Origin of the sequence: Rhodococcus sp. 15-725-2-2b (assembly GCF_002259075.1) — a bacterium.
Taxonomy (GTDB): domain Bacteria; phylum Actinomycetota; class Actinomycetes; order Mycobacteriales; family Mycobacteriaceae; genus Rhodococcoides.
Map to the genome: position 1 here is coordinate 21,373 of NZ_NPFL01000017.1, position 24,022 is coordinate 45,394.

At 61.4% G+C, this 24,022-nt stretch carries 20 protein-coding genes; 12 read left to right on the top strand and 8 right to left on the bottom strand.

The genetic code is table 11. The annotated features are described in order from the left end of the window. Positions 1 to 27 precede the first annotated feature (27 nt). Positions 28 to 2,004 (bottom strand): flavin-containing monooxygenase, encoded by a 1,977-nt coding sequence (locus tag CH306_RS18240; protein ID WP_094631422.1) that lies wholly within the window; start codon positions 2,002 to 2,004, stop codon positions 28 to 30. Positions 2,005 to 2,215: 211 nt separating this feature from the next. Here CH306_RS18240 and CH306_RS18245 point away from each other — a divergent pair, with 211 nt between their 5' ends. Next, complete coding sequence (locus CH306_RS18245; protein ID WP_094623344.1) at positions 2,216 to 3,862, top strand: class I adenylate-forming enzyme family protein; 1,647 nt, start codon at positions 2,216 to 2,218, stop codon at positions 3,860 to 3,862. 119 nt (positions 3,863 to 3,981) lie between these two features. Beyond that, positions 3,982 to 5,367 carry an MFS transporter gene (locus tag CH306_RS18250; RefSeq protein WP_094631421.1) on the top strand — a complete coding sequence of 462 codons (1,386 nt, stop codon included), beginning with the start codon at positions 3,982 to 3,984 and terminating at the stop codon, positions 5,365 to 5,367. Between the two features lie 346 nt (positions 5,368 to 5,713). Here the strand turns inward: CH306_RS18250 and CH306_RS18255 are convergent, their stop codons facing one another. After that, positions 5,714 to 5,920 (bottom strand): hypothetical protein, encoded by a 207-nt coding sequence (locus tag CH306_RS18255; RefSeq protein ID WP_094631420.1) that lies wholly within the window; start codon positions 5,918 to 5,920, stop codon positions 5,714 to 5,716. Positions 5,921 to 5,955: 35 nt separating this feature from the next. After that, a complete protein-coding gene (locus CH306_RS18260) occupies positions 5,956 to 7,149 on the bottom strand; it encodes an ROK family protein (protein ID WP_094631419.1) in 1,194 nt (397 codons plus the stop codon). A 402-nt stretch (positions 7,150 to 7,551) separates the two neighbouring features. On the opposite strand from CH306_RS18260, the gene CH306_RS18265 reads away from it, so the two are divergent. After that, the gene (locus CH306_RS18265; protein WP_094623341.1) at positions 7,552 to 8,646 is read left to right on the top strand and encodes a zinc-dependent alcohol dehydrogenase family protein; all 1,095 of its coding nucleotides are present in this window, start codon (positions 7,552 to 7,554) and stop codon (positions 8,644 to 8,646) included. Further along, positions 8,646 to 9,989, top strand: coding sequence for an MFS transporter (locus CH306_RS18270; protein WP_094631418.1), 1,344 nt, complete (start codon positions 8,646 to 8,648; stop codon positions 9,987 to 9,989). The genes CH306_RS18265 and CH306_RS18270 overlap by 1 nt, the downstream gene beginning before the upstream one ends. 150 nt (positions 9,990 to 10,139) lie before the next feature. Here the strand turns inward: CH306_RS18270 and CH306_RS18275 are convergent, their stop codons facing one another. Next, entirely contained in the window at positions 10,140 to 10,517 is a 378-nt protein-coding gene (locus tag CH306_RS18275) for a cupin domain-containing protein (RefSeq protein WP_143545398.1), read from the bottom strand. 749 nt (positions 10,518 to 11,266) lie between these two features. Between CH306_RS18275 and CH306_RS18280 the strand changes: the two genes are divergently transcribed. After that, positions 11,267 to 11,995 carry an SDR family NAD(P)-dependent oxidoreductase gene (locus CH306_RS18280; RefSeq protein WP_254924335.1) on the top strand — a complete coding sequence of 243 codons (729 nt, stop codon included), beginning with the start codon at positions 11,267 to 11,269 and terminating at the stop codon, positions 11,993 to 11,995. Positions 11,996 to 12,032: 37 nt separating this feature from the next. Next, on the top strand, positions 12,033 to 12,800 hold the full coding sequence (locus tag CH306_RS18285) for an SDR family NAD(P)-dependent oxidoreductase (protein ID WP_037183773.1): 768 nt from the start codon (positions 12,033 to 12,035) through the stop codon (positions 12,798 to 12,800). Between the two features lie 39 nt (positions 12,801 to 12,839). Here the strand turns inward: CH306_RS18285 and CH306_RS18290 are convergent, their stop codons facing one another. Continuing rightward, positions 12,840 to 13,541 carry a winged helix-turn-helix transcriptional regulator gene (locus tag CH306_RS18290; RefSeq protein WP_080738059.1) on the bottom strand — a complete coding sequence of 234 codons (702 nt, stop codon included), beginning with the start codon at positions 13,539 to 13,541 and terminating at the stop codon, positions 12,840 to 12,842. A gap of 53 nt (positions 13,542 to 13,594) precedes the next feature. On the opposite strand from CH306_RS18290, the gene CH306_RS18295 reads away from it, so the two are divergent. Further along, positions 13,595 to 15,172, top strand: a complete 1,578-nt coding sequence (locus tag CH306_RS18295) for an MFS transporter (RefSeq protein WP_254924332.1) — start codon at positions 13,595 to 13,597, stop codon at positions 15,170 to 15,172. After that, on the top strand, positions 15,169 to 16,005 hold the full coding sequence (locus tag CH306_RS18300) for an alpha/beta fold hydrolase (protein WP_094623336.1): 837 nt from the start codon (positions 15,169 to 15,171) through the stop codon (positions 16,003 to 16,005). Before CH306_RS18295 ends, CH306_RS18300 begins: the two co-directional genes overlap by 4 nt. A 69-nt stretch (positions 16,006 to 16,074) precedes the next feature. On the opposite strand, the gene CH306_RS18305 is transcribed toward CH306_RS18300, so the two are convergent. Then, a complete protein-coding gene (locus tag CH306_RS18305) occupies positions 16,075 to 17,112 on the bottom strand; it encodes a helix-turn-helix domain-containing protein (protein WP_094623372.1) in 1,038 nt (345 codons plus the stop codon). Positions 17,113 to 17,157: 45 nt separating this feature from the next. After that, positions 17,158 to 18,129 (bottom strand): alpha/beta hydrolase, encoded by a 972-nt coding sequence (locus CH306_RS18310; protein WP_303396058.1) that lies wholly within the window; start codon positions 18,127 to 18,129, stop codon positions 17,158 to 17,160. Positions 18,130 to 18,341: 212 nt separating this feature from the next. Here CH306_RS18310 and CH306_RS18315 point away from each other — a divergent pair, with 212 nt between their 5' ends. The 3 genes from CH306_RS18315 to CH306_RS18325 all read left to right on the top strand — a co-directional run bounded on the left by CH306_RS18315 (position 18,342) and on the right by CH306_RS18325 (position 21,328). Further along, positions 18,342 to 19,517: a serine hydrolase domain-containing protein gene (locus CH306_RS18315; RefSeq protein ID WP_094623335.1), complete on the top strand. Its 1,176-nt coding sequence runs from the start codon at positions 18,342 to 18,344 to the stop codon at positions 19,515 to 19,517. Between the two features lie 225 nt (positions 19,518 to 19,742). Further along, positions 19,743 to 20,729: an aldo/keto reductase gene (locus CH306_RS18320; protein ID WP_094623334.1), complete on the top strand. Its 987-nt coding sequence runs from the start codon at positions 19,743 to 19,745 to the stop codon at positions 20,727 to 20,729. Between the two features lie 149 nt (positions 20,730 to 20,878). Beyond that, the gene (locus CH306_RS18325) at positions 20,879 to 21,328 is read left to right on the top strand and encodes a cupin domain-containing protein (RefSeq protein ID WP_094623333.1); all 450 of its coding nucleotides are present in this window, start codon (positions 20,879 to 20,881) and stop codon (positions 21,326 to 21,328) included. 749 nt (positions 21,329 to 22,077) lie between these two features. Here the strand turns inward: CH306_RS18325 and CH306_RS18335 are convergent. Further along, positions 22,078 to 22,929: a helix-turn-helix transcriptional regulator gene (locus CH306_RS18335; protein WP_094631416.1), complete on the bottom strand. Its 852-nt coding sequence runs from the start codon at positions 22,927 to 22,929 to the stop codon at positions 22,078 to 22,080. Positions 22,930 to 23,031: 102 nt separating this feature from the next. Here CH306_RS18335 and CH306_RS18340 point away from each other — a divergent pair, with 102 nt between their 5' ends. Then, positions 23,032 to 23,793 carry an SDR family NAD(P)-dependent oxidoreductase gene (locus CH306_RS18340; protein ID WP_217901417.1) on the top strand — a complete coding sequence of 254 codons (762 nt, stop codon included), beginning with the start codon at positions 23,032 to 23,034 and terminating at the stop codon, positions 23,791 to 23,793. Positions 23,794 to 24,022: the final 229 nt, after the last annotated feature.

The following is a 24,022-nucleotide window of genomic DNA, read 5'->3' on the forward strand; positions in this document are numbered from 1 at the left end:
GGAATATCAGATGCGACGGTGACTGCGCTAACGTGCCTGCTGGACCGCTGCGACTTCGAGGATGTCGAAATCGCTCAGATCGGGGCGTCTGACCATCTCCCAGTATTCGACGTTCAGGAAGGGCATGACGAAAATGACTCGGCCTTTGGAATTGCGGTAGTAAGTCGCGAATCCCGGATGGGTCCACACCGTCTTGGAGTGCATAGTGTCGACGAGTTCGTTGTATTGGTTCGTCGAGTCTTCGGTGGCGCTGATAGCAGTGATGTTCTTGCGGAACATTTCGGCGAGAAGGTCACGAAGATAACGAGCTTGAAGCTCCATGAAGTACATGAAGCTGCCGCTGCCCGGTAGCGAATGCGGTCCACCGAGCATGAAAAAATTAGGAAAATGCGGAATGGAAACGCCGAGGTAGGCGCGAGGGTCGTCGTCGTCCCAGGCCTCGCTGAGATCGAGCCCTTCCTCGCCGCGTACCTCGAGCGAACTCAAGAACCGTGCAGCCTCGAATCCCGTGGCCCAGATGATGACATCGACGTCGAGTCGTTCACCGGTGGACAATGTGAGTCCGGTCCGCGTCACATCCGAAACTCCGCTCGTGAACAGATCGACGTTCTCGCGCTTGAGAGTCCGATACCACCCGTTGTCGAGGAGCATTCGCTTGCCGAAGGGCGGGTAATCAGGGACGGCTTTTTCGATCAGATCGGGTCGTCCTTCCAAGGCGGACTCGATGTACTTCGTCAGGAATTCACGCTGTCGGTCGTTTCTCCGGTTCACCGACCGTTCGGGGTGCGGCCACGACGGATCCACCCGAAGCGCATCGATGATCTTGTCACCGTGCTGATAGAAGAGCCCGATCCAGTTCCACGCCCTGTATAGCGGAAGATGCTGCAGGAGTGTGCGTTCGGCAGTAGGTACTTCCTCGCGGAACTGCTCGAAGGGCGCAACCCACTGCGGTGAGCGCTGCACGATGTCCAGGTGCTCGACGATCGGAGCGATCGAAGGTGAGATCTGCTGGCTGCTCGCGCCTGCCCCGACGATCGCGACACGTTTGCCGGTGAGATCGAGGCCATCCGGCCATCTGTTCGAGTGAAATTGAAGTCCCTCGAACTCCTCGCGCCCCGCGATCGACGGTAGTTTCGGCTGGTTCAGCGAGCCGACCCCACTGATGACCATGTTCGCGACATGGGTGTCCAGTTCACCTTCCCGGTTTCGGGTGGTGACGGTCCACAGTGCGCTGTCGTCGTCGTACACGGCGCTCACGACCTCGGTCTCGAACGAGACCTCGGTGCGGGCATCCAACGAGTCGAGCACTCCGTTGAAGTATTCGTAGAGCTCGTCCCGAAGCTCGAAATGTCGATCCCAGTCTCGATAATCGAAAGAAAACGAGTAGAGGTGGCTCGGTGTGTCGACACCCGCGCCGGGGTATCGGTTCTGGTGCCACACGCCGCCGGCATCGGCACCCCGCTCGAACACGGTGAACTCGATACCGAGTTGCTGCAGTAGGTGAATGGCGGCGAGCCCGGAAATCCCCATTCCGATGACGATGGCGCGCGTACCCGCAGGAGGGGTGACGTCCGGTACGTCGTCCTGCTCGTCGCTGTCGGCGGAGCGTCGACGTAGCTCCTCGGTCAGAATCGCTGCGTATCGCCGGTCGATCGGTTCACCGAGGAAAAAGCTCGCGGCCTTTTCCATGTCGCGAACGTCGCTCAGATCCAGCACCGGGCGCCGGTGGGCGAGCAACGATGCGATCGCGTCGACGGCTGCGTCGCGGACGACGCGTTGATCGGCCTCGGCGATATCGCCGGTCGGGCGAGGTGATACTCCCCGAAAATGGCTGGGAGCGAACCGCGGTCCGATCCAGGACTCGTCTCCGGTCACCTGATAGAGGACCATCAGCAGCACTGGCACCGAGGCCCCTTCGACCGCCTCGCGAACCTCGTCTTCTGTCAGCGCAGGTGCGCCGTGCGATTCGGCGTTGTGATGCACCTTGGTCGTCGTATTGGTCATCGTTCCTCCGTATCGAGATTTCTTCTCCAGTCAACATGATCGTTAACGACCCGTCAACACTTGTGTTGAAACCTCTTTTCGGAAGGCGATCGATCGTTAACGGAAGCGTTGACGGCCGCCGGTGACCGGCCTAGTATTCGGATTCGGCTCGTGAAGCCCCGTCTCCGAAAGAACCGACTCGAGACGATCTACGAATGCAAGGATCAGGTCCATGTACAACCAGTCCGTGTTCAGCGAATGCATGCCGCTCGGCGATGTGCTCATCCGTTCCGGCGAACGTTTTCCCGACCATCCCGCGCTCGTATTGCCGGACGAGACTCTGTCGTACCGCGAGATGACGGCGGGCGCAGTTCGTATCGGCCGCCTGCTCGTCGCGCTCGGACTGACGGCCGGTGACAAGGTTGGCGTGCTTGCGCCCAACTCACGCGAATTCGTCGAGGCCGCGTTCGGTACGGCGCTCGCAGGCGCAGTGCTCGTGCCGCTCAACCCGCGTCTCCGCAGTCGCGAATTGAGTTACATCATCGCCCATTCCGAAATTTCGGTCGTGCTCACCACGGACGCACTCGCACCCCGCACGGACTTCCGCGCGGAACTGACTGCAGCTTTCCCGGGAGTGGCGACGACCGACTCGCTGAGCCTGGAACTACCCGAAGCACCACACCTTCGGAGGATTATCATGTTGAAGGGTGACGGGGGCCCCGGAATCGTCGGTGCATCGGCGGTGGACGAACTTGCGCAATCGGTGACGGAGGTCGACATCGAGGTGCGAAGGCAGCGGGTGCGACTGCGGGACGACGCCGTGATCATCTACACCTCGGGAACCACTGCTTCACCCAAGGGTTGCGTGTTGTCGCATGAGGCCGTGACACGAGGGCCCATCGGACGCACGGCTCAGGCTGTCCCATTTCCGGAGCCGCGGGAGATGAGGGTCTTCTGGTCACCGGCACCGCTGTTTCATATCGCAGCATTGCAGGGCCTGATCGCCTGTGTAGCAATGGGATCGACGTATCTGACCGATGTGTATCTCGATGGTGGACGCGCACTGACCATGGTGCGCAAGTGGCGTCCGACCTCGTTGTGGCCGATGTTCCAGTCGGCTTTCGATACTTTGATGGACGCGGAGGGCTTCCGGGAAGACGACCTGGAGGATGCCACGTCGTTGATTACGGTCGGCAGTGCCGACGAGATGCGCTTTGTCCAATCGAGATTCCCGAAAGCGTTGCTCGTCAACGGATCTGGAATGTCGGAGATGGCAGGCCACTTTTCGTTGTCCGCACCCGCAGACGACATCGAATTGAGGGCGACCACCTCCGGGGTGCCCGTACACGGGGTAGAGGTCAAGATCGTAGACCCGGTGACATTGGATAATGCGCCGGTCAGCGAGCTGGGTGAGCTCTACGTGAAGGGTTACGCGATGATGACCCGCTACTACCGAGACCCGGAGCAGACTGCCGCCGCAATCGACGACGAGGGCTGGCTGCGCACCGGAGATCTGTTCCGCACGTTGAATAGTGGTCATCTTCGCTACGAGGGCCGGCTGAAGGACATGATCAAGGTGGGTGGTGAGAACGTCCCTGCCATCGAGGTCGAGTCCTATCTGTGTACGCACCCGGATGTCGTACTTGCGCAGGTCGTCGCCAAGCGCGACCGTCGACTCGACGAGGTGCCCGTCGCTTTCGTCGAGTTGCGCGAAGGTGCCACTGCGGGTGCCGACGACATCATTGCCTTCTGCAGGGGACAGATTGCGAGCTTCAAAGTCCCACGGCAGGTGTACTTTCTGAGCGCCGAAGAGTGGCCGAGGTCGGCCACGAAGATGAACAAGAGGGCCCTTCGCGAGGTGGCCGCAACCAGATTGTAATCAACGGGTGTGTTGCCTGTCACTCTTGGCAACGCTAGTGTTGATGGCATCGAGTGTCCAACGATTCGATTCCACTGCTGCGGCAGTTGCCCGGCAATTCTCTGAACCGAGGAATTCGCATGACTCAGAATTCAACGCCCGCAGTCGCTTTCACCGAAGAATCCACGGCCCGACGTCGTCTTTTTGGCGGAGCAGTCGGAACTTTCGTGGAATGGTTCGACTTCGTCACCTACGCGGTGACGGCACCGACTCTCGCGCTGTTGTTCTTTCCAAAGTCCAATCCCTCTGCGGCAGTGCTCGGTACGCTCGCGATCTTCGCCGTCGGCTTCATTGCTCGCCCATTGGGCGGAGTCGTGTTCGGATACCTCGGCGATAAATACGGTCGTATCCGCGTCATGGCATCGGTGATTTTGTTGATGGGCGTAGCCACGGGAGCGATCGGATTATTACCGACTTACGCCAGTATCGGAATTGCTGCCCCTATCCTTCTCCTGTTCTTCCGTTTGATCCAAGGATTCTCTACTGGTGGCGAGCATTCCGGGGCGCTGAGTTTCGTATTGGAATCAGCTCCGTCGGACAAGCGCGCATCGTGGATCGCCATAATCTATGCCGTGACGATTCTGCCAAGCCTGGTGCTCGGCTTCGGGATCATCGGTCTGCGTGGTGCTATTGGCGACGACGCGTACACCGATTGGGGTTGGCGTCTACCGTTCTTCCTCGGTGCACTACTGGCGTGTGGTGGACTTTGGATCCGCCTAAAGCTCAGTGATCCTCAGGAGTTCGTCAAGGCTAAGAAGGAACGCGTAGCTGCGAGCAAGAACCCGCTCAAGACTGCAGTCGTCGAGGAATGGCCCGCCCTGCTGCGGGTGTTCCTGCTCCTTGCGCCCACGCTGATCGCCTACTACCTCGGGATCACCTACCTCTACACTCATATGGTCTCAAACCTCGGCATGAATCCGAACACCGCCTTGCTGGCCAACACGCTCGCAGGAGCATCCATTGCGGTTCTGGTTCCCGTCTTGGGGCGCGTGGCAGATCGCGTCGGCCGAAAGCCGTTGATGTGGACAGGCGCGGCTTACATGACGGCTATTGCGTTCCCTGCGATGTTCTTGGTCAATACCGCCACGTTTTGGGGTGCGTTCTGTGGCAGCCTGCTACTCGCGTCTGCTACGTCCCTGTTCGTTTCCGGGTCGATCGTGACGATGCTCGAACTCTTCCGGACTTCGAGCAGGTATTCAGGGCACGGGTTGTCCTACGGAATGGGCACAGTAGTGTTCGGGGGCTTCACGCCGATAATTGCTGGCAGCCTGATAGACGCGGTGAATCCATCTGCTCCTGCTGCAATGGTCGTCGTCGCGGGAGTCGTAGGCATGATTGTCTTGCGGTACACGCCGGAGACCAAGGACGTTGCTCTCGCCACCGCAGTCTCCCGGTCCGTTGCTGATTCTGCGTCTGACGGTGCAGCGGACAGAAAGCCCGACTTGCATGCGGGATCTGCTCAGTAACTGCAGACACACAACGGCATCATCGCCTGGCTGACCACAGTCGGTCCGGGGACACCGCAGAAAAATACAGTCAAGAACCAGTCAGTCCTGGCACGAGCGGGTTTTGGCCAAAGATGACAACGCGAGAATCATGAGTGACATTCAGCGAGTTGTTGCCTACATGCGATTCGAAGAGGCGTCGCTCGATGTCCCGTTGTCCGACGGGGTGCGTTCGCTCGGACTATCACTGCATACGGAGGTCGGGTGGTCCGCATCGCGTGTGCTCTTGAAGCCGAGGCGGATGTGCGCGTGAGCACCACCGCGCCAGGGACACGCTGACGGCACTGGAGCGCTAGCCGAAGGTCGGTCATGGCGGTGTCAAATAGCCGAACAGGCAACGCCTACAGGCTATTTCGACGATCTCGGTCAAACCGTTCTCGAACATCAGGTCGTCCGACAATGCCGCTTTGACCTCGATGGCACCGGGACCGGTCAGCGTCCGTCTCGTGTGTCGTCGCGGGTGGGCTGCCGCGGCGGAAAGTACGACGGCTGCACTGCGTGCAACCTTGTGCACGCTTGCCTGGTATCAGGATTGTCTACCCCGGCCCTTCACGGCAGGTACGGAACGACGGTTGGGTTGTCCAGCACGGTTCTGCGCGCGTGATGCCAGGCACCGATCAGTGGAGACTCCAGTCCGTGAGTGGCCAAGGTGATTTGGGGGTTGAAGTGTGGCACCCTTTCGGATCGTGAGCGGATGAGGTCGTTGACGTACGGCTCCAGCCATGGGAGCAAGGCGGGGAGTACGCCGCCGAGTACTATGACGTCGACATCGGTGTAGTTGCTCATTGTTCCGACGGCAGATGCGAGCGCCTTGCCTCCACGGTGCAATGCCGCATGCGCATCGGCATTGTCGGCTTTCAGTAGTTCGATCAGGTCGGTGACAGATCGCGAACTGTCGAGGCCTGCGTGTTCCAGAAGCGCGTTCAGGCTGAGATACAACCCGAGGCATCCTCTTGCCCCGCAACTGCACTGCGGGCCTGCCATATCGACGCCCACATGTCCGACGAGTCCTGCTAGTCCATGCGACCCACCGAAAATGTCGCCTTCGATGACCAAGGCACCGCCTACGCCCTCGCGCTGTGCGCTGACGTACGCCATCGCATGAGGCCGCGCATCACTCTGGCTCGCGGTGTATTCGGCCAGTGCGCTCAGCCGCCCCTCGTTGATGACTTCGACGGTCCGAGGTTGCGCAAGCGCCTTTTCGAGAGGTGATCGAATGTCGAGTGCGCGTAGGCCCAATGGAAGGGCGGCCACGATGTTCGAGTCGTGTGCAACGATCGCCGGCAGAACAGCAACGGGGTTCGCGATCCACGCGTTGGTGGCATGGTTCGCACGTTCGATCGCGGAATCGAACATGTCCGCAAGCGCGGTAACGAAACCAGTTGCATCGCCTGGCTCGATGGTATGGGCTCTGCGTCCGGACCACAGAACTTGACCCGCCATGTCGCGGACCTCGCCGGACACTGATTCGGGAAAGAGCTGCACTGCAACCGTGCGCACACGATCCGGTGCGAGCGTCAACAGCCTTCGCGGTCGCCCTCGTCGTCCTTGGACGTTGCCGGACTCGACCAGCAATCCCCGCGCAATCAAGTCCTCCACCATGGTGGTTACAGTCCCGCTGACCAAGCCGGTCCGCTCACGCAATTCCATACGCGCACACGGTGCGTTCTCGGCGGCGGCGGCCATCACCAGAGACATGTTGTGTCGGCCGACATCGGAGGAGAGAGCGGGAGAGCCTGTCATGGACTCGTATTGTCCGCTACATCTGCCGGCGGACGAAACGAGGCCGACACGAATCCGAACGCCACAGTCTGTGGTGACCTGCCAGAGCGTGCCGGCGATTCGTTCTCCAGTCGTTGGCTTCCATCTCGAACCGTCCCCGGATTCGCATACGACGAGAAATTGAATAACAGATATAGCCTGCGGCAAATCGACGTCGATTCCCGCTCGAAGTTAGAGAATCTTTTAGTCAATCGTTGACTTATTAACCTGAACCGTCTTAGTGTCGTAGAGCACACTTTCGATATCGGAGCTACGGTTGCCGTCGACTCGACGCAGACCAGTAGGGATCGAAAGCATCTGCGCCGGAACGCAATCCGAGTCGCGGAATGCCTGTGCTGCCGAAACGACAGAGGGAAGAAAGCCATGAGAGGCGTCATTTTTACAGGCAACCGCAGGGTGGAAATTCGCGACTTTCCCGTTCCGGAGCCCGGACCGGGCGAAGTAGTCGTCGCCGTACGAGCGTCCGGAATGTGCGGAAGCGATCTTCACGTATACCGCGCCTCGCCAGACGGGGACGACACGGACGGACAAGCGATTGCGGGCCATGAGCCTGCCGGTGTCGTCCACAGTGTCGGGACCGGAGTAGGAGACCGGCTTGCTGCGCCGGGCGACCGCGTCATGGTGCACCACTACATCGGGTGCACGACGTGCGACAGCTGCAGATCCGGGTGGCCGCAGATGTGCACGCAAGCTCCGTTCAGGGCGTTCGGAACTCAGGAGCACGGTGGGCACGCTCCATACATCGTAGTTCCGGCAGCGACCTTGGTGCCTCTCGACGACTCATTGAGCTTCGAGGCGGGGGCGGCCATCGGATGTGGCACCGGCACGGCATGGGGTGGCCTGGAGCGCCTCGGCGACGTTGGGGGATCGACCTTGGTGGTCTTCGGACAAGGTCCAGTGGGGTTGTCGGCGACGATGCTTGCGACAGCGAGGGGTGCTCGTGTCATCGCCGTCGACCCAGAACCGGCCCGCCGGGTTCATGCCGAGCGGTTCGGCGCCGTAGCCACCGTCGATCCGACAACGAGCAGTGCGTCGGACATGATTCGGAACTTGACCGACGGTGCGGGAGCGCCGCTCGTACTGGAAACCTCCGGAAACTCCTCTGCAATCTCCGCTGGATTGAATTCTCTGCGTCCGTGGGGAAAGATTTGTCTGATCGGTTTGGGTGCGGGTGAGGCACGATTCCGGGTGACCGATTTCTATCGAACACAGGTTACAGTCATGACGTCGTGGACGATGTCCATCGTTCAACAGCGACAGTGCGCCGAATTCATTGCGCGCGAGAAAGTGCCGATTGACGAATTGTTCAGTCACCGTTGGCATCTGAGTGAGGCCGCCCAAGCCTACGAAGAATTCGACAAGCAGAACGCCGGGAAGGGTGTGTTCGTGTTCGACCCGCTGGATTCAGATGTCGAACGAGTCGGTGCCGAATCCGCTATCCCGCAAGAGGGCCGATAATGAACACAGTAAATCCACGTCGCCGCCTCATCGGAGGATGCATCGGCAATGTCTGCGAGGTCTTCGACTACTCGATCTATGCTCTTGCCGCACCGGCGCTCGCGCTGCACTTCTTCTCGCGGGAGAATCCTACCGCCGCCTTGCTCGGAACCTTTGCAATCTATGCATTGGCCTTCTTCGCGCGACCCGTCGGGGGCGTTTTGTTCGGCTTCATGGCGGACAGGGTCGGCCGCCTCAAAATATTGTCGTTGACGATTCTGCTGATGGGCGGAGGAACGGTCGTCACGGGGTTGCTTCCCACGTACGAGACAATCGGCATCGCTGCGCCCGTGCTCCTCGTTCTGTGCAGGCTCCTGCAAGGACTTTCGATGGGAGGCGAATCGTCAGGCGGCTACAGTTTCATCGTGGAATCCGCACCGGACGGCAAACGCGGACGTTGGATCGGTTTCGCCGTGTGCTTCATCTACGTCCCGACTTCGCTCGCCGCAGTGTTCGTCCTTGGCGTCCAAGCAGCCCTGGGCAGCGAGGCCTATTTGGATTGGGGCTGGAGAGTGCCGTTCATTTTCGGTGGTCTCATCGCAGTGGCAGGGTTCTGGATACGCCGAACGCTCGACGATCCGGAGGAATACACTGCCGCAGTTGCCAATCAAGGTGACGCGCGGAGCACGATCCGGGAGGTAGCTGCTTCGAGAAAATCGATGCTGCGAGTGATACTTCTGCAAGTTCCACAGGCCGTAGGAGCCTATCTTCTGGTCGGGTACATGTTTACGTTCGTCGTGAAGACAGGCGGTCTCGGTGAAAAGCCGGCTTTGTTCTCCAATGCCGCGGCCATCCTGGTCTTGGCAGTAATCGCAGTGTTCTTCGGCTCGCTGGGTGACCGTATCGGTCGAAAGCCACTGCTCATCGGTGGCGCGTCGTGGTTGGCGGTGACCGCGTACCCGGCGTTCTCGCTCGCCGCGTCCGGAACGCTGTTGGGTGCACTCGTCGGACAGAGCCTTCTTGCGATCGGAGTCGCCATCTTCGCCGCCGGTTACTTTGTCACGGCCGTAGAACTATTCCCGACTGCAGTGCGCGGCACCGGTCATGGGTTCTCGTTCAACCTATCCGCGGCCATTTTCGGAGGGACCACACCGCTCGTCGCCACCGCCCTCGTCGGCTCTTTCGACAGTCCAGTTGCCCCTGCGTTCTACGCGATGTTGTTGATCCTCACCCTCGGTGCAGCCGGCATAGCCATGACGCCGGAAACCAAGAACACCGACTTACGAACATCTGTGCAGTCGACTGGATTAACCGGGAGGATCTCTTCGTCCGATCGATCCACTGTCGACACAAACAGCAGTTAGACGCAACGGCACCAGGCGCGCTTCGAGGTGTTCAACTAAAAACAGCGCCCCGCTGCTTAAGACGAACAGGGTGCATCTTTGCCTCGATCCCGCCCTCGCCGGACGACTCTTAGGGTCTGGTGAGGGCGGGCTGATGAGCTGCAGGAACTCTCAGCGAGAGAGTGGGAAGGATGTGTAGACGAAGGTTGCTGGGACCTGTCCGAGGTTGCGCAGATCGTGCATACTGCCAGGTAGCACGATGCTGTCACCCACTTCAAGGCTCACTTCTTCAGTTTCGAGGACTATGTCGAGCGCCCCGGAGGTCAGCGTGATCACGTGAAGGGCATCGTCGAAGTGAAGATCGAGTACCCACTCCTGGCCGTCGGACAGAGGCGGAACAGACAGTAGGCGGACTACTGCTCCGCTCGAAGGTGGTTCAATTTCCACTTCGCCTGCGCGGCTTGCCAGTCCTTGCTCTGGACGAAATGGAATCTGTGGCTGCCACCAGACCTCTTCGATCGCCACCTTCCCTGGATGGGATTCGGCCATGTCTCGCGCGTCCGAGAGGACCACCGACCGACCCTGGGGATCTGTGCCTACGACGATCCGTCGATTCTTCGATGTGCTCATGTCCGTCATCTCTTTTTCTACTTCCTGGTTGGTGCGAGACCATCGTAATGATGGCTCGTTTTTCGCTCGGTCTCCCTCCACGGGAGTCTGGAAAATGCGCGACCCACGAACAATCCGAAGGTCTTCTTGGCACGGCACCATCTCGTAGATGAGATGCAGCCGCACCCTGCGTCTGGTTCCGGCTCAATGGTGGTGTTAGTCGCCAATTTACATGCCACCATTCCGGGCAGTCTGGCAGCTCGATAGGGGACTCCTAAAACGGTTATTGCTTGTCTCGATCGAAAGTGTTGCAGTCGGGAGAATTTCAGGATGGGCTGCTAAGGGAAAGGTGGATTCGAACCGGAGCAGCAGAGGGTTCTCGAACTGCTCGCACCGTCCGGACACCCGTAGACTGGCTGCGCTGGGAAGCACGATAACTCCGCCAGCTCGGCCCGCCGACTTGGCTAGCCGACTATCGTCACTGCTCCTGCAGCAGTCCCTGTTCTCGTTGTCGTGGCCACCCGGCCTGTGCGCAGCGACATCACCACTTCCGCGCGGGTCGGACGCAAAGCTGGTGGACGTACTCGCAGGGCCTCCCTCGGGCGTCCTGGACCCGCTACCGTCCATGACATAGGCCGCGCGATGGTCGGTCTCGTTGTGACAATCATCTGGAGGGAACTGTGTCGCGAGTGTTGATCACCGGGTCGACCGACGGCATCGGCCGCGCCACCGCCGTGTCGTTGCTCGACGACGGTCACGAGGTCGTCGTGCATGCTCGCACGCAGCAGCGTCTCACTGCCGTCGAGGACTTGATTTCCCGTGGCGCGTCGAGCGTTGTCGGCGACCTTGCGCTTCCTGAGGAGGTGGAGCAGATTGCCGAGCAGGCCAATGGAATAGGGGCTATCGACGCGGTAGTCCACAATGCCGGAATCATAGACGGGCCTTCGTTACTACCAGTCAATGTTGTTGCGCCATACGTACTTACTGCTGCAATCCAGGGTCCGGGGCGGCTGATCTATCTCAGTAGCAGCATGCACCGCGGCGGGCACACAGACCTCACTGGCGCAGACTGGTCCGGGTCTCGAAAGACCGTCTCGTACTCGGATAGCAAGCTGTTCGTAACGGCGCTCATGGCTGCGGTGGCCAGGTTTCGCCCCGAGTCGATCTCGCACGCGGTCGATCCTGGTTGGGTGCCGACCAAGATGGGCGGCACTGGTGCCACTGACGACCTTGCTCTGAGCCATGTCACTCAGTCATGGCTCGCAACCACAGACGATTCGCGGGCGTTCGATTCGGGTAAGTACTGGCACCATCAGCGCACCGCGGTGCCCCACCGAGCAGTGCACGACGAGCAGTTTCAGACCGACCTACTCGCCGCTCTGGCGCAGCACACCAGAATTCAGCTGTCGAGCAACTGATTCGACGTCGCTACAAGCAAGATTGGAGCACATTCTCATGACCGTTACCTACGATTTTACCGGTAAGACTGCCTTCGTCACCGGTGGCAGTGCAGGCATGGGCGCGGCCACCGTCCGCGCCTTCGCCGAAGCCGGTGCCCGTGTCGCCGTTGTCGACCTCGACGGGGACGCCGCCCGGCAACTCTCGGACGATCTCACGTCTCGAGGATTCGAAGCATTGGCGGTGCGGTGCGACGTGTCCGACGAGGATCAGGTCGAGGCTGCAGTCCGTGCAACCGTCGAGAAATTCGGCAGCCTGGATATGGCGTTCAACAATGCCGGAATCATGTTGCCTCCGATCGATTCCGCCGATGAGACGGCAGAGGCTTTCGACAAGATCGTCTCCGTCAACTTGCGTGGCGTCTGGGCAACGATGAAACACGAGCTGGTGCAGATGCGAACACAGGGGTCTGGTGTCATCGTGAACTGTTCGTCGTTGGGTGGTCTGGTCGGCGGAGAGGGGCGGGCCACCTATCACGCAACCAAGCACGGCGTGATCGGTGCCACCAAAAGCGTTGCGCTGCAATATGGACGTCATGGAGTGCGAGTCAATGCGGTGTGTCCAGGCACGATCAGCACGCCGATGGTCGAGAAAATGATCGCGGGTAGGGAGTTGGATCCTGACGCTGCGGCAGCAGGAGTGCCGTTGGGGCGATTGGGGCGACCCGAGGAAATCGCGGCGGCTGTCTTGTGGCTCAGCAGTGACGCATCCAGTTACGTCACCGGAGTGGCCCTTCCCGTCGATGCTGGATATACCGCTCAGTAGGCAGCCCGACAGCCCGTCGGCTCCAGCGGTGAACGTGCCTTACCCTGAGTTTGACGCCATGCTGTGTCCTTTCAGGGATTCGAGGTCGAGGCCGTACGTGTTGGCGTGGCGGACTACTTGCGAGAGTCGTTGCAACGCACCTTCACTCCCGTCGATCGATGCCTTCGGCTTGTCGGTCAACTCGCCGGAGAGGGTGCGCAGGACTTCATCGGCGGTTCCCTCGATTGTCACCTCTGCTGTATCGGTCGTGTTCGCCAACGTTGTTGTAACACCATCCGTTCCGGACGAGAGCAACAGGACATCTCCGTCGGCGACAATTGCTGCAGTCAGGCTGGGGAGCCCGGCAAGATCTTTTTCGGTTCGATCGGGATACAGAGCCATGATCGCGAACACCAACCATCGACCCTGACTGTGGTCGCCGTCGATGCCTGAGGCGAGCAACGGCGCGCCCCAGCGCGCGAGGCCCACCAGTGCAGTCTGCAAGCCGTGACCCCATTCGGTGAGCTCGTACACCCGTGCCGAGATGGGCGCGGGTCGTTCGGTCGAAGTGACGACGCCTTGTTCCTCCAGGGTCCGCAGCCGTTGCGCGAGGAGGTTCGTTGCTATGCCCGGCAGCGATTTCTGAATGTCGTTGTATCTGCTCGGCGTAATCAGAAGCTGGCGAATGATCAGCATAGTCCAGCGATCGCCGACCACGTCCAACGCACGTGACAACGCGCAGAACTCCCCGTAAGTCTTCATGCTCGAAACTCTACGCTTGACAAAACAGAGCATCAACTGGAAATAATAAAGTGGTGACCTCACCTGAGATGCGACCACAGAAGTCGCACGTTCTGATCCTGGCCGCTCTGTGCTTGGCCACGTTGTCCATCAGCCTCGCCACCACCGCGATCAACGTGACGTTGCCGACGCTTGCCGTCGAACTCGAGGCCAGCAATCGGGACCTGCAATGGATCGTCGATGCGTACAACCTGCTGTTCGCTACTTTCGTGCTGGCCTTCGGCAGCCTCAGTGATCGCTACGGACGTAAGGGCGCGCTTCTTCTGGGTCTGGCCGTATTCGCCGGCGGTGCAGTGGGTGCCTCGTTTGCGAGCAGTACCGGGCAGCTGGTGTCGTGGCAAGCAGTCATGGGGCTCGGTGCCGCATTCGTCTATCCGACGACGCTGTCGATCTTGTCCAATGTCTTCACCGATCGCGCGGCAAAGGCGAAAGCAATCGGCGTGTGGGGCGCTACTACCGGCGTAGGAGTTGCGTGCGGTCCCATTCTGGGTGGCCTCCTGCTCGAATCATACTGGTGGGGAAGCGTATTCCTGGCCCTGTCGGCTGCCGCCGCGATTTCTATCGCCGCAACGCTCGCCGTCGTCGAGACCTCGAAGGATCCAGCAACGCCACGGATCGACTTCGGCGGACTCGCCCTGTCCGTGCTCGCGGTCGGCAGCCTTGTCTACACGGTCATCGAGGCACCTGAACACGGTTGGGGCAGCTGGACGACGATCATCGGATTCGGGCTGGCAGCAATCCTTTTCGGTACACTGGTGTTGTGGGAGCGGGGCCGCGACGAACCGATGATCGACGTCACACTATTCACCAATATGCGGTTCACCGCCGCCAGCGTCTCGGTGACGTTCGCTTACTTCGCTCTCTTCGGCTTCATCTTTCTCATCACCCAGTACTTTCAACTCGTACGTGATTACGGTCCTTTGGAAACCGGCCTCAAGTTCATTCCCGTCGCAACAGCCATCGCAATCGGTTCGGTGGTCGGCACGCTCCTGGCAGTACGAATCGGGAACAAGTTGGTCGTGACGACCGGTCTGTTGTTGTTCACCACAGCTTTCGTGTGGATCGCGACGTTGAGCACGTCGACGAGTTACCTCGAGATCGCCGGCCAGATGATTCCGCTCGGCCTGGGGCTCGGCCTCACGTCAGCGCCCGCGACCGAAGCCATCATGGGCGCGGTACCGCTGAACAAAGCGGGTATCGGATCGGCCATGAACGATGCAACACGTGAAATCGGCGGCACCCTCGGAGTGGCCGTCATCGGCAGCGTGTATTCCTCCCTCTATGCATCCACCATGGCCGACTCTGCCGCGACGCAACAGTTACCTGAGAACGTGAGGTCTCTGGTGGAAGAGTCCGTAGGAGCAGCCGATATTGCGAGTGAGCGACTAGCGGCGGGAGGCAATTCGGCTGGTGCGCAGGCGGTGTCCGATGCCGCTGCCACCGCCTTCCTCGACGGTCTCTCAGTGGGAGCGTACGTCGCAGCAGGGGTCACTCTCATCGGTGCCGCCATCGCTTTCCTGTTCCTCCCTGCCAGGCCCCGAGAACAATCGACGCCGACCACTTCCGCAGGTAGAGCGAAGGATTCAGCATGAAAATCGACGGTACTATGAGCCATTTTCACACCCCGGCCGCTCTCGATGCACCGGTCGGCAAGCTGCGGTACATCACGGGTGGTTCCGGGTCGCCGATCCTGTTACTGCACACGGTGAGAACGCAGGCCGAACATTTTCATCGACTGATTCCACTACTTCTTCCGCACCATACGATCTACGCGTTGGACCTGCCAGGGATGGGCTATTCGGATATCGTCCCCGGTGCGTCCTACGACGAACCCCAGATGCGACGCGGGGTCGAGAACTTCCTCACCGAGATGGATCTACGAGACGTCACGATCATCGGCGAATCGATGGGCGCAGTTCTTGCGCTGACAACAGCGGCGAACCAGCCTGGACGGGTTCGCAAGGTGATTGCAGTCAACCCCTACGATTTCGCCGGTGGACTGGCCAGGTCCAGCCTCCTTGCACGATTCGTCCTCGGCGGAGTCCTGATGCCGGGTGTCGGCCCCCTACTTGCCGGAGTCGAGCCCAAGCCGGTGATGCGGGCAATTTTGCACGGCGGCCTGGTCGACAAGTCCGCACTCACGGATGAGTACCTCGAAGAATTGCTCGCCGTGGGGCGTCGCCCGCACTACTCGACAGTTGCACGCGGGGTGTACGCCAATCTCCCGAGCTTGATTGCCGCTCGGTCATGCTATATCGAGGTGAAGGCCGACGTGCACATCGTCTACGGCAAAGATGACTGGTCCCGCCCCTCCGATCGACGCGCCAACCAGGCACTGCTGCCCAGTGCTGAGTTCGTGAACGTTCCTGCAGCAGGACACTTCATCAGCCTGGAACGGCCCGACTCCATCGCCGTTCTGGCTTAGTGGATCTCCTGAATCGTAGACCTTCACGAAAGCTGGACGCGACGGCTCGACTGCTCGATTGACGCCACCTCACGGCGGTGGCATCTCGAGTACTCGCGAATTGTTCAGTCGCCACACCAGGTACGCCGTACCCAGCCGCGTACGACCGAATCCGACGAACGGGTCGAAGCCCAGAAGCTCCGTTATGGTCAGGACCCTCGTCTGCATCGTGCTGTGGTGCACACCCGCCTCACGCGCCGCCTCGCGGAGCGATCCTGACTGCACGATCGCGCGGACCGTCGTCGATCCCCACGTATGGTGCAGAACTGTTGCCAGTTTCTCGACGTCCGGTTGTCGAGTTGTACCGGGGGTGTCGGCCAGCAGATCGGCGAGTCCGCCGAAGTCGGCTGCGTCGACCGGTCCGGCCTGAGGATCGTCGCAGAGTCTCAGAGCGACAATGGAAGTGCGGAACGAATGATGCAGATCCTTAGGTGTAGTCGCGACGCCGATGCCGCATGGGCTCGCGTCGATGGCCGTGACGCGCTCGGGAGCGATGATGGCGTGGAGTGGCCCGAACTGGGTTGGCACGACGTCCTCGGGGCCCGATGGACGCACCTTCCACACAGCGAACAAAGGAGCTGTCACTACGCGATACCCACAGTCGGTTGACAGGCCGAGGGCCGCGGACGACAGGCGTCGCTGTTCCTCGCTCACCGTCTGATCGACCAGCAATCCGAAGTGACGTCGGTTGTCGAGTTCGCGACGCCCGTGACCGTGTCGAATTTTGACCGCGAGAGCCAGGCGTTCGAGAACAATGGCGTCGTTCGGCCGATGGGGACCCTCGCGTTCGAGCCACACGCACAGATCGTCGATGACGACCGTCGTCAGATCCGTCCGCCGTTCCGGTGCCGGGCCCGGGGCATTGTTACCGTCGGGTGCTATCCGTTCAATCCGGTCCGGTTCCGTCCGACCGAATCCGACAACGCATCCGGACAGCGATGCGGCCGACGCGAGCAAAGCGCGTGTATTGACGTTGCCGACGACGAGTTCGTCGAAGCAGGCGATGATTCGGAGTCCCAAGCTCGCTGTGGGGTCCAGTCGCGCGATGCGACCCAACAATTCCTGCATCAGGTCACCCCTGTCGTATGAGCCGACGGTGTGCTCCACTCGTGGTCAGTCGGCAAGAATCTTCTCCACCCAGGCGTTGCGAGTCTGGATCATGCTCCGCCCGACGGTGGTGTGGGGGGCGAATATGTCGCATGCGTGGAACGCGCCGCCCCAGACGTGAAGTTCGGCGTCGCCTCCGGCCTTCCATATGTCACTGGCATAGGCGATTGCCTCGTCGCGAAAAATCTCTGCGGCACCGACGTCGATAAATGTAGGTGGCAAGCCGCCGAGGTCGATGGCACGCGCGGGTGAGGCGTAGATGCTGACGTCGTCGGTACCCCGAGCGCTTCCGAGCAGGGCATCCCATCCGGTGACGTTGCTGATCCGGTCCCAGACGCCTACCCCGTCGAACTGGCCGGTAGAGGGGGTAAGGCACCGGTCGTCGAGCATCGGGTAGTCCAAAACCTGGCCACAGAGAGGCGGACCTCCTCGATCACGCGCTGCCAAAGCCAAGCCCGCTGCAAGCCCGCCACCGGCGCTTGCTCCGGCGACCATGATGCGATCAGGTCTGAGATTCAACAACGTCGCGTTTTGAGCGACCCATTCGAGTGCTGCGTACATGTCCTCTCGGCCGTACGGGTCGGGAAACTCCGGTGCCAGCCGGTAGTCGACGGTCACCAGTGTGACTCCGAGTCGGTCCACCCAGTCGAGCACGAGGTCGATCCCGCTGAAGCGGTCGCCGAACATCAGTCCGCCCGAATGCGCGTAGAGGACCACAGGGGCCGGTCGATCCGGCGGGTCGTGGCGCAGTACCGACACGGTGATCGGATCACCACGGTACCCCGGTACCGCGACGTCGAAAACGTCAATTCCTCTGTCGCCCAACAACTCTCCTAATGGGGGCGAGGCGTAGGACGTTCTCATGAAGTCGATGAGGTCGGGGGTGATGGTTGGTGGGAACATTCCGCCGACCACGGCCAGACCCGCCTTCAGCTCAGCGTCGAACGGTGGACGCACGACTCGGGATGCGTTCTGCACCTGGACCTCCCATCGCAACACCGACCCGTAACGGTACGCACGATCGTCGGGCGGTGCGGCCGATTGGCGTGTTCGACTCCGGCGACCCGCCGTTCGGCGGGTGACGCAGGCCGAATTGCGTCGCGTTGTCGGTTCTCTCGAGACTCTTCACGGACGAGTGTGATGTGAGACATACCGAACGGCTACAAGGCCTTTCCGAAAGGACCATTGACATGACCAGAAGCTTCGACGGCACCGGAATCGACCGGGTATTGAGCGAGTCCGTCGGTCGACAAGCGGTACCCCATGTCGCCGCGATTGCCGCCGATGCCGACGGGGTGTTCTACGAAGGCGCCGCAGGCACGCGAATAGCGGGGGAGTCGACCGATCCCGTGACGACGCGGACGCAATTTCGGATCATGTCGATGACCAAGATGGTGGCGACCACCGTCGCGCTGCAACAAGTCGAACGCGGCGATCTCGACCTCGATGCACCGGTGGAGGACTACGTGCCCGAGTTCGCGGACGTCAAGGTTCTCGACGGGTTCGACGGCGACAACCCGATCCTGCGCGAGCCGGCGAGCAAGGCAACGGTGAAGCAGCTCGTGACGCACACATCTGGCCTCGGCTACTGGTTCTGGAACGACCAACTGGTCAGGTTCGAGGCAGTTACGGGCGTACCGAACGTCGTTCCAGGGAAAGCGGAGGCTTTTCAGGCACCTCTTGTAACCGATCCGGGCACCGAGTTCGTCTACGGCATCAACACCGATTGGCTCGGCAGAGTGGTGGAGTCGGTGGCAGGCACGGGCCTCGACAGCGTGATCAAGGACGGTGTCACGGGACCTCTGGGTATGGACGACACCATGTTTGTTCTGGACTCCGAGAGAACGGCTAATGCAGTGACCGTTCACGTGAAGGGTGAGGACGGAGCGTGGACGTCGGCGGGTGAGATTCTCAACCAGGAACCCGACTGGTACGCGGGCGGGCATGGCTTGTATTCGACACCGCAGGACTACATCCGGTTCGAACGGGCACTGCTGCGCGGCGGTGAACTCGACGGCGTCCGGATCTTGGCACCCGAAACGGTCGATGCGGCGTTCCGCAATCAGATCGGCGAACTAGACTTTCCCGCCGAGATCCCGACCGCAGACCCAGCGACGACAGACACGATGTACGCCGGTCCCGGAAACAAGTGGGGCTACGGTTTGATGCTGAACACTCACGACGTGCCCGGCGGTCGCCGCGCAGGAACCGGAGCATGGGCAGGCTTGTTCAACACGCACTTCTTCATCGACCGCACCACCGGAATCTGTGCCTCTATCTACACCAATTCACTGCCGTTCATCGCACGCGACGATGCGTGGAAAATGTACGGCGACTTCGAGAAGGCGCTGTACGCAGCGCTCTGACATCAGGCCGCGAGACATTCGGCACCGAGTGGTGCCCTGCTGGTGCGCTCAACAGTAGTGACTCCCTCGGAAGGGCTGACCCGATTAGCTTCTCCGGAAGAGGAAGTCTGGCGTGACCGATCAAGCCGAGCAAGTAGAAGGTGGGCGATCGATGTTCGGGGATTACGCGCGCCGTGAGGTTTCCGCCTCCAGACTCGACGGCACCACTGAAACGAAAGGATGAGGATGCACACCAGAACACTTGGGCGTGATCTCGAGGTATCCGCGATCGGATTCGGGGCGATGGGCATGTCGCAGAGCTACGGCCCGAACCCCGGCAGCCGCGACGACATGATCACAGTGTTGCGTTCGGCAGCCGATGAAGGAGTGACGTTCTTCGATAGCGCCGAGGTCTACGGCCCTTACGTCAACGAAGAGCTTGTTGGCGAGGCTCTCGAACCTATCCGCGAGCAGGTGGTGATAGCAACGAAGTTCGGCTGGGATATCGAGAACGGCCGGGTCGCCGGATTGAACAGTCGTCCCGAGCAGATCCGGCGTGTGGCCGAGGCGTCACTGACGCGGCTTCGTACGGACGTCATCGACCTGCTGTATCAGCACCGTGTAGATCCGAATGTCCCGATCGAGGATGTCGCCGGCACCGTCGGTGAATTGGTCCGCGAGGGCAAGGTCCGGCACTTCGGGCTCTCCGAGGCTTCGGCTACGACGATTCGCCGCGCGCACAAGGTTCATCCGGTTACTGCGGTTCAGAGCGAGTATTCGCTGTGGACTCGGGATCCCGAACCGCAGGTGCTACCCACTCTGGCCGAGCTCGGAATCGGTTTCGTCCCCTTCAGTCCGCTCGGCAAGGGATTCCTGACCGGCGCTGTCGATGCGTCCACAAGTTTCGCCGACGGCGACATCCGCCACCGCGTCCCGCGGTTCGAGGCGGAGAACCTTGCTGCCAACCAGTCGCTCGTCGACCACGTGCGAGGCCTTGCCGATACAAAGCGCGTGTCACCAGGTCAGATCGCCCTGGCCTGGCTGCTGGCGCAGCAACCATGGATCGTTCCGATCCCGGGGACCCGCCGTACCGCACGTATCCGCGAGAACGCGGCGGCCACCGAGGTCGGGTTGTCCGCTGACGAGCTGAACGGCCTGAACCTGCTGGCAAAGTCCGTTGGAGTGCGCGGGGACCGGTACGACGCCGAGCACATTGCCTTGGTCAACGGCTAGGTGTAACTACTGATCGACCGGCGCAGGCGAGCCTCGATCGACACGCCATTCGGGTCGAGGGCTTCGTAGTCGACTGGCGATGCGTCAGACAAACGCGATCAAAATCGAGCCGGCCCACAGTCTGTTGAGAACGAGCTGAAAGAGACGACATGACCGCTAGCGAATTCGATCAAATTTTCCCGCTCGGGGAGCCCAACGAGGCCTATGCGCAGTATTTCTCCGGCCAGAGCTACCTAGCTCCGTTGTCCGATGGCAGCGTCCCCGTCAGCAACGTCAGTTTCGAGCCTGGTTGCCGCAACAACTGGCACATACACCACGGATCTGCGGGCGGAGGCGACCAGATTCTGCTGTGTACGGCAGGCAGTGGCTGGTACCAAGCCGAGCACCAAGATCCAGTCAGCTTGGCGCCTGGATCGGTGGTCCGGGTGCCGGCAGGCACGAAGCACTGGCACGGCGCAAAGGCAGGCTCGTGGTTTTCCCACCTCGCCTTCATAACGCCTGGCGAGAACGTCAGCAATGAGTGGCTCGAACCTGTTACCGATGAGGTGTACGCCGCGCTACCAGACAACGGCGAAAAATCAGGACCACTCGGGGACTGACGCGATAACGGGTCAACGGTGGGTGGGTAATGGCCAGGCCGCTGCCTCCCTGGGCTGTGGTTGCGTCTCCACCAAGAGCCAGATCCTTCGTGAGTACAGAAACATCCACGGCCAGTCATTTGTTGGTCCACCACACACCACGGCAGTCCACATTCGTTCAGGCTCGCCTGAGGCCGACAAGGTATGCCTCGTTCAGTGTCACGCAAGTTTTAGAAGTCGCCTTCGAGTCCGTGCCATATTCGAGGACAGGCGGCGGAGTTCGTTGACACAGATGTTGGCTGCGGGGCACGGTCGTGGGCATCCCAGAGACTGTCAGGTCGGTCGCTGCGGAGCAAGAGATCCCGGCCGCTGTCGCGAACCGGATCGCGGCCGCCGTGCAGTCCTCCCGCTCCGAGGGAACCCGTAAGACGTACGCGGCCGCGTGGAGACGCGCCACAACTGGTGCGAGTCGAATGGTCACGTGAGGATGCCGGCGCACCCGATCGGCGTCGCCGCTGACCCGTTACTGGTCGACGACATCAAATTCCTCGTCGGGACCGCTCGGGCGCGGTGCCGCGGGTGGGCAGACGAAGTCCTCGAATGCCGCGACTCGGCTATCCTGCTCTTCGGGTTCGCCGGTGCCTACCGCCGAAGCGAACTGTCCGAGATGGTGTGCGGTGACGTCACCGTGCACCGGCACCACGGATTGCACATCCGACTGCGGAAGTCGAAGACCGACCAAGAGGGTAGATCGATTGATCGTCCACGCGTCAGCCCGTTGACTCGGCAGATGCCGGCCCCCACGACGCCAACATAGGGAGTGCTCGAGCAGTAGACGACTCGGGCTCGACGGTATAGATGATCAAGCGTTGCTCCGGGTCGTGCGGCGACACAAGGGATTCGATGCCGAATGCGAGTCGGCCGACCACGGGGTGAGCGATCTTCTTGTCGACGGACGTGCGATCCGCTACACCATGATCGTCCCACCAGCGGGCGAAGTCCACACTTTCCGAACGCAATTCGTCGACCAGAGCGATCAATCGAGCGTCGGCGACATGGCGACCGACCTCGTAGCGCATCGCCCCCACTGCGGCCGACGCGTAATCGGACCAGTTGACGATGCGCTCGCGCGCACGCGGGTCCAGGAAGAGCCAGCGCACCAACACCGCGCCCCCAGCGATCTCCTCGCCGAGGACTGCCCGCGCCAGCATGTTGCACGCCAGGATCTCCGATCGGCGCCCGAGGACAAGCGCGGGAACGTGATCCAAGGTGGTCAGCACCCGCATCAGACCGGGATCGGGACGCTGCGCGTACTCCCACGTACTGGGCCGTCCCCGGCGGATCGGAGCGGCAAGGTTCCGCAGGTGCGCATCCTCGATCTCGTCGAGGCGCAATGCCCGGCTCAGGGCATGGACGATGTCGTCGGTGACCGTGTGCTGGCGGCCCTGCTCGAGTCGACTGTAGTGATCGGTGCTCAGTCCGGCGAGCACCGCGAGCTCCTCCTTGCGGAGGCCCGGAACTCGCCTCGGTCCAGGGAACGGCGCAATCCCCGCCGTCGCCGGGGTGAGTGCGTCGCGTCGTGAGCGGAGGAATGCTCCGAGTGCGGATCTGTCTGCTGGCACGCTGCTCAGAGTACGGAGATTACACTGGGTGCGCCTGGTCACGCCGTGACCAGGCAGCGCTCGCCCTGGTGCGATACCGGGCTGGACGGTGAAATGGTGGTCATGAGCAACCTATTGCATTTGTCCAACCGCACCGCCGTCGTCACCGGTTCGACGAGCGGAATAGGCGCAGCCACCGCCCGCACACTCGCGGCCCGCGGAGCTCGCGTCGTGATCACCGGGCGCGACGCCGAGCGCGGCGCACATCTGGTCGCTGAGATCGAACGCGACGGCGGATCCGCCGTGTTCGTCAGCGGCGACCTCACCGCTCAACCGACCGACCTGCGCCACCTCGCAGAGCAGTGGACCAGCGCTCTCGGCGGGAGGGTCGACATCCTGGTGCACAACGCGGCGATCTGCCCGGCCGTCGACACCGTCTCCCTCACCGATGACGATCTGGACGCGGCACTTGCCGTCAACATCCGGGCACCGCATGTTCTCACCGCCGCACTTGCCCCGGCGATGGCCGAACGGGGGAGCGGGGCAATCGTTGTCGTCGGGTCGTGGATGGCCACGGTCGGCCACGCATTCGTCGGCCTGTACTCCGCCACCAAGGCGGCCGAAGCTCAGCTCGCTCGAAGCTGGGCAGCCGAGTTCGGACCACGGGGGGTTCGAGTGAACACCGTCGCGCCCGGCGCCACCCGCACTCCGATCAACGATTCGGACGGTGACGTCATTGCGACGATGACCGCCGGCATACCGGCCGGCCGGCCGGGTACACCCGAGGAGATAGCGTCGGCCATCGCCTGGGTGGTGTCGGACGAGGCGGCCTACCTGCACGGGGCGACGATCCCGGTGGACGGTGGCATCACCGCGACCCGTTAGGCGGCGGTGGCTGTGGTGCTCGTGGATTGCATCGCCGGGGCCCGAATCCGATGACGAATCGACTGTCGAACCCGAGATCAAGCGCGCAACTCTCGCATCGACGACCGCGGCAAGAACCAGAAACGCGCTGAACAGGTCAGCCTTGGAGACGGCTACGCCATCTCGCTCCCGAGTCAGAACCCAGATCGCCGTCCCAACGTTGCCCAGAGCTCGCGCGCCCAGCCACGAC

What these genes read in the sequence shown, in the direction of transcription:
- CH306_RS18270 (WP_094631418.1), top strand. Translation starts at nt 8,646, where the DNA reads ATGAACACAGTAAATCCACGTCGCCGCCTCATCGGAGGATGCATCGGC.
- CH306_RS18325 (WP_094623333.1), top strand. Translation starts at nt 20,879, where the DNA reads ATGACCGCTAGCGAATTCGATCAAATTTTCCCGCTCGGGGAGCCCAAC.
- CH306_RS18285 (WP_037183773.1), top strand. Translation starts at nt 12,033, where the DNA reads ATGACCGTTACCTACGATTTTACCGGTAAGACTGCCTTCGTCACCGGT.
- CH306_RS18290 (WP_080738059.1), bottom strand. Translation starts at nt 13,541, where the DNA reads ATGAAGACTTACGGGGAGTTCTGCGCGTTGTCACGTGCGTTGGACGTG.
- CH306_RS18300 (WP_094623336.1), top strand. Translation starts at nt 15,169, where the DNA reads ATGAAAATCGACGGTACTATGAGCCATTTTCACACCCCGGCCGCTCTC.
- CH306_RS18320 (WP_094623334.1), top strand. Translation starts at nt 19,743, where the DNA reads ATGCACACCAGAACACTTGGGCGTGATCTCGAGGTATCCGCGATCGGA.
- CH306_RS18240 (WP_094631422.1), bottom strand. Translation starts at nt 2,004, where the DNA reads ATGACCAATACGACGACCAAGGTGCATCACAACGCCGAATCGCACGGC.
- CH306_RS18315 (WP_094623335.1), top strand. Translation starts at nt 18,342, where the DNA reads ATGACCAGAAGCTTCGACGGCACCGGAATCGACCGGGTATTGAGCGAG.
- CH306_RS18245 (WP_094623344.1), top strand. Translation starts at nt 2,216, where the DNA reads ATGTACAACCAGTCCGTGTTCAGCGAATGCATGCCGCTCGGCGATGTG.
- CH306_RS18305 (WP_094623372.1), bottom strand. Translation starts at nt 17,112, where the DNA reads ATGCAGGAATTGTTGGGTCGCATCGCGCGACTGGACCCCACAGCGAGC.
- CH306_RS18340 (WP_217901417.1), top strand. Translation starts at nt 23,032, where the DNA reads ATGAGCAACCTATTGCATTTGTCCAACCGCACCGCCGTCGTCACCGGT.
- CH306_RS18260 (WP_094631419.1), bottom strand. Translation starts at nt 7,149, where the DNA reads ATGACAGGCTCTCCCGCTCTCTCCTCCGATGTCGGCCGACACAACATG.
- CH306_RS18250 (WP_094631421.1), top strand. Translation starts at nt 3,982, where the DNA reads ATGACTCAGAATTCAACGCCCGCAGTCGCTTTCACCGAAGAATCCACG.
- CH306_RS18275 (WP_143545398.1), bottom strand. Translation starts at nt 10,517, where the DNA reads ATGGCCGAATCCCATCCAGGGAAGGTGGCGATCGAAGAGGTCTGGTGG.
- CH306_RS18265 (WP_094623341.1), top strand. Translation starts at nt 7,552, where the DNA reads ATGAGAGGCGTCATTTTTACAGGCAACCGCAGGGTGGAAATTCGCGAC.